Annotated in this window: 3 protein-coding genes and 1 pseudogene; 2 read left to right on the top strand and 2 right to left on the bottom strand. The window is 65.3% G+C overall.

Going from position 1 to position 4476, the window contains the following annotated elements:
• Positions 1-592: 592 nt before the first annotated feature.
• Positions 593-1099, top strand: a complete 507-nt coding sequence (locus RT551_RS21220; protein WP_313462166.1) for a transposase — start codon at positions 593-595, stop codon at positions 1097-1099.
• A gap of 15 nt (positions 1100-1114) precedes the next feature.
• Here the strand turns inward: RT551_RS21220 and RT551_RS21225 are convergent, their stop codons facing one another.
• Together RT551_RS21225 and RT551_RS21230 are read right to left on the bottom strand one after the other, a co-directional pair.
• A complete protein-coding gene (locus tag RT551_RS21225) occupies positions 1115-2839 on the bottom strand; it encodes a M28 family metallopeptidase (protein ID WP_313462167.1) in 1725 nt (574 codons plus the stop codon).
• A 58-nt stretch (positions 2840-2897) separates the two neighbouring features.
• Positions 2898-3560, bottom strand: coding sequence for a hypothetical protein (locus tag RT551_RS21230; protein WP_313462168.1), 663 nt, complete (start codon positions 3558-3560; stop codon positions 2898-2900).
• 99 nt (positions 3561-3659) lie between these two features.
• Here RT551_RS21230 and RT551_RS21235 point away from each other — a divergent pair.
• Positions 3660-4476: pseudogene (locus tag RT551_RS21235) on the top strand (peptidase M23); the annotation flags it as partial.

Genomic DNA, 4476 nt, shown 5'->3' on the forward strand with positions numbered 1-4476 from the left:
ATCGCCAGGGTTTACACCCAAAACCCCGCTGCTCACGCAGCGGGGTTTTTCTTTGGGCGCGAATGACGGGATGCCGGGGTGTCTGGCATTGGTTGGGACTGGTAGCGTCGGTCGCAAGACGACGGCCGATAACCTGCGTGATCGCTATAACGCATGGACCCATGCAATCGAACGCGTGACATCTCGCGCTCACTTCGTTCCGGGTCATGCCCCATCGACCGCGGACGCACCACGGGCGGTCGACTGTCGTGCGACCCTACCCCATTCACAACACCATGAAATCCCAGAACGCCGGGCTGTTTGGAACTGGTAGCGTCGGTCGCAAGACGACGGCCGATAACCTGCGTGATCGCTATAACGCATGGACCCGTGCAATCGAACGCCTGACATCCCGCGTTCACTCCGATCCGGGTAATGCCCTACCGAACGCGGACACGCTATCGGCGGTCGACTGTCGTGCGACCCGCGCCACCGTAACACCGACACACCGCACTGATGAACGCCTCGCCACGCGCCCGGGCAACCAATTCCCGACCAGCAAACGCGCACTTCTCTGATACATGCCGGCGATGCGAGGCGTGATGCTTGACCCATGCCCAGTTCCCGCCTGCTGTTCGGTCGTCGCTCTATCCGGTTCGCCTACTACACCCTTACAACTACCGTGGCCAAGCGCCGTCGCCTCTTCACCGACGAAGCCAGCGTCAAATGCGTCGTGGACGCGCTCCGCCAATCAGATCAGGAACACCGCTCCAAGACCCTCGCCTGGGTGGTCATGCCGGATCACGTGCACTGGCTCATGCAGCTACGCGATGACGACCTCAGCCGCTGCGTGCAGTGCTTCAAGTCCCGTTCCGCCCGCGCCTTCAACCTGCTGCACGGCAGCGAAGGCACGGCAGTCTGGCAGCGCGGCTACTACGACCACTGCCTCCGCAGCGAAGACGGTCTCCGGACCCACGCCCAGTACCTGATCGAGAATCCGGTACGGGCCGGGCTGGTCGCCGCTCCAGAAGACTACCCCTATCACTGGAACCGCTGGCTGCATCAAACCGCAGCCAGCACAAACAAAAACGGCACCCCGAAGGATGCCGTTTCTGATTGAACCGAAACCCGCCGCTTACTTCGCAGCCGGCTCCGCAACCTTGCCCTTCATCATCTCGTCGCGGGCCGCCTTGAACGGGTTGCCCTCGTACCAGTTCGGCCACTTGCCAGCGGTCGCCAGCTCCTGACCCACGCCATACAGCAGCTGCAGGTCTTCCACCGTGCCGTCCAGCTTCCAGGTGGCCTGGTCGTACTCATCCTTCGGACCGTGGTAACGGTCACGGCCATAGGCCTCAGCCGCCTTGCGGCCCGCTTCAACGCCACCGTCGCGCAGGTCTTCGCCGCCGTCGGCATACAGTGCCGGCACGCCGGCCTTGGCGAAGTTGAAGTGATCCGAACGGAAGTAGAACCCGCTCTGCACCGAGGTTTCACCGTGCAGGGTACGGTCCTGCTTGGCCGCCAGCGGCTTCAGGATGTCTTCCAGCTCGGAGCTGCCAAAGCCGGTCACGGTCATGTCCTTGGCACGCCCGGCCACCGACATCGCGTCGATGTTGATCACGCCGGCAATCTTGTCCAGCGGGAAGGTCGGGTGGGTCACGTAGTACTTCGAACCCAGCAGGCCCGACTCTTCCAGCGTCACCGCCAGGAACACCACCGAACGTTCCGGTGCCGGCTTCTGCTGCGCCATTGCACCGGCGATTTCCAGAATGCCGGCCACGCCGGTGGCGTTGTCGACCGCACCGTTGTAGATGTTGTCGCCCTGCTCACCCTCGTGCTTGCCCAGGTGGTCCCAGTGCGCCATGTACAGCACCGCTTCGTCGGCCTGCTTGCTGCCCGGCAGCACGCCCACCACGTTGCGCGAGGTCTTCTCGCTGATCGTGCTCTTCAGGTCCACCGACATCTTCGCCTTCAGCGGCACCGGCTTGAAGCCGCGCTTGTTGGCGTCCTTGTAGGCCTGGTCCAGGTCCAGCCCGGCCTCGGCGAACAGCTGGCGCGCCGCATCCGCACTCAGCCAGCCCTGCGCCGGCAGACGCGGTTCCGGATCGCTCTTGGCCGGCAGGTCGTACTGCGGGCCCGCCCAGGAATTCTTCACCACGTCCCAGCCGTAGGAGGCACCGGCGGTGTCATGCACGATCAGCGCCGCGGCAGCTCCCTTGCGCGCCGCCTCTTCGAACTTGTAGGTCCAGCGGCCGTAGTAGGTCATGCGCTTGCCGTCGAACAGCTTCTCGTCGTTGACGTGGAAGCCCGGGTCGTTGACGAACATGACGACCGTCTTGCCCTTCCAGTCCTGGCCGGCGTAATCGTTCCACTTCTGTTCCGGCGCATCCACGCCGTAACCGACGAACACCAGGTCGCTGCCGTCGATCTTCACTTCCTGCTGGCCGCTGCGCGTGCCGATCACCATGTCGGTGCCGAACTTCAGGTCGCGGCTCTTGCCGGCCTGGTCCAGCTTCAGCACGGTGCTTTCATCGGCTGTGGTTTCGGTCATCGCCACGTCCTGGAACCAGCTGTCGCCGTTGCCCGGCTGCAGGCCGATGCGCTGCATCTGGTCGCGGATGTAGTTCACCGTGCGCTCTTCACCGGCGCTACCGGGGGCGCGGCCTTCGAACTCGTCCGAGGCCAGGGTCTTGACCAGTTCGCCGAAGTCGGCCTCGTTGATCTCGGGCGAGAACGCATGGGCGGTCGCCGCGGGTGCAGCGTCGGTGGCCGGCGCAGGCGCGGCAGCGGGAGCTTCGGGCTCGCCCTTGCACGCGGTCAGCGCGGCAGTGGCGGCCAGGCACAGCAGAAGTTTGCGGGGCATCATCAATTCCTGGTGACTAAGGGCCGGTACCCGGGCAGGGCACCGGATGAAAAGGGTATCAATCCTGCGGCGCAGTGTCGGTGTCGTACGGAATCGGCTCCGCGCCATTCACCGGGCCGATGGTGGCGGTGCGGTGCACATACAGCACCACTTCGCGCTCGAACTTCAGCTCGCCCGCCACCGACGCCTTCGGACCGATGATCACGCGCGGCTTGCGCGGCGCGTTGAGCGAGATGCTGAAGTTGGGCTTTTCGATGTGGATGCCGCCCTCGACCTGCGAACCGATGCCCACGGTGATGTCACCGTTGACCGTCTTGATGCTGTTGCGCACCCGGGTTTCGACCAGGCCAATGCCACCGTTGACGGTTTCCACGCCGCCCTCGATCTGGCCGCCGCGGTCGGCGAAAATGCTGCCGTTTACCGTACTGACATTGCCTGCGGTGGTGACCCGAGGAGCGAGCTTGATCCCGCCGTTGACCGTCTCTACGGCACCAATACGGGCCCCTTCCTCCACCTGGATGCTGCCGTTGACGGTGCTGACGCTCTTCGCGCTGGCACCGGCACCGACGCGCACGCTGCCATTCACCGTTTCAAGATCACCAAACGCCTGCCCGGCCTCCACCTTGATGCTGCCGTTGACCTTGCTCACGTCCTCCAGCGCCCAGGCCGGCCCGAAGGGCAGCAGCAGGGCAAACAACAGCGGGAGCGAAAACTGTCTCATGAGGTCCTCTTCGGTCGTATGAGCGGCTGGCAGGCCGCGTGCAGGAATGTCACCATGCAGTGCTGCAATCCGCATCTGCCTGAAGTCACTGGAAAGCCCTTGCGCGCCAACGCTTTTTCCTCACGCCGGGATAACAAATCCATCGCCGCGCAGGGCATGAAAGCGCGTGGGCCGCTGCTGGCGACCATATTGCTGCTGGTGGCCAGCCTGCTGCTGCCCACGCCAGTACCGGCGCAGACGTCCAAGGAAACCGAACGCAAGCTGCAGAAGCTGCGCACTGAACTGAAGGGTGTGGCGCAGGAACGGCGCAGCCTGGAAGGCCAGCGTGGGCAGGCCTCGCGGCAGTTGCGCGAGGCGGATGAGAAGGTGGCGCGCACCGGGCGCGTGCTGGCCCAGACCGAGACTGCCCTGCAGGCCGAAACCCGCGCGTTGCAGGAGGCGCAGCAGCGTCGCGCCGAACTGGAAAAGGGCCTGGAACAACAGCGCAAGGAGCTCGCCTCGCTGCTGCAGGCGGCCTACCGCATCGGCAACCACGCGCCGCTGAAGCTGCTGCTGTCGCAGGACCGCGTGGCCGACGCCAACCGGAACCTGGCGTACCACCGCTACCTGCAGCGCGAGCGCGCCCGCCGCATCGGCACCCTCACCGCCGACCTCATCGAACTGCAGTCCCTGGAAGCGCAGATCACCGAGCGTCGCCAGGCGCTGGAAGGCACCCGACAGCAGCAGAAGCAGCAGGCCAACGAACTGGCCAAGGACCGCCGCGACCGCGCCGCCACCGTGGCCAGCCTGGACGAGCGCTACAAGGACCGCAGCGAGCGCGAAAAGGCGCTGGGCCAGGACGCCAAGGCACTGGAAACCCTGCTCGCCAACCTGCGCGCCGCTGCCGCACGCGCCGAAGCCGAGCGCCGCGCTGCCG

The sequence above is a fragment of the Stenotrophomonas sp. genome (assembly GCF_032103445.1).
Taxonomy (GTDB): Bacteria; Pseudomonadota; Gammaproteobacteria; order Xanthomonadales; family Xanthomonadaceae; genus Stenotrophomonas.

Coding starts and splice junctions, on each gene's coding strand:
- RT551_RS21225 (WP_313462167.1), bottom strand. CDS start 2,839: ATGCCCCGCAAACTTCTGCTGTGCCTGGCCGCCACTGCCGCGCTGACC.
- RT551_RS21230 (WP_313462168.1), bottom strand. CDS start 3,560: ATGAGACAGTTTTCGCTCCCGCTGTTGTTTGCCCTGCTGCTGCCCTTC.
- RT551_RS21220 (WP_313462166.1), top strand. CDS start 593: ATGCCCAGTTCCCGCCTGCTGTTCGGTCGTCGCTCTATCCGGTTCGCC.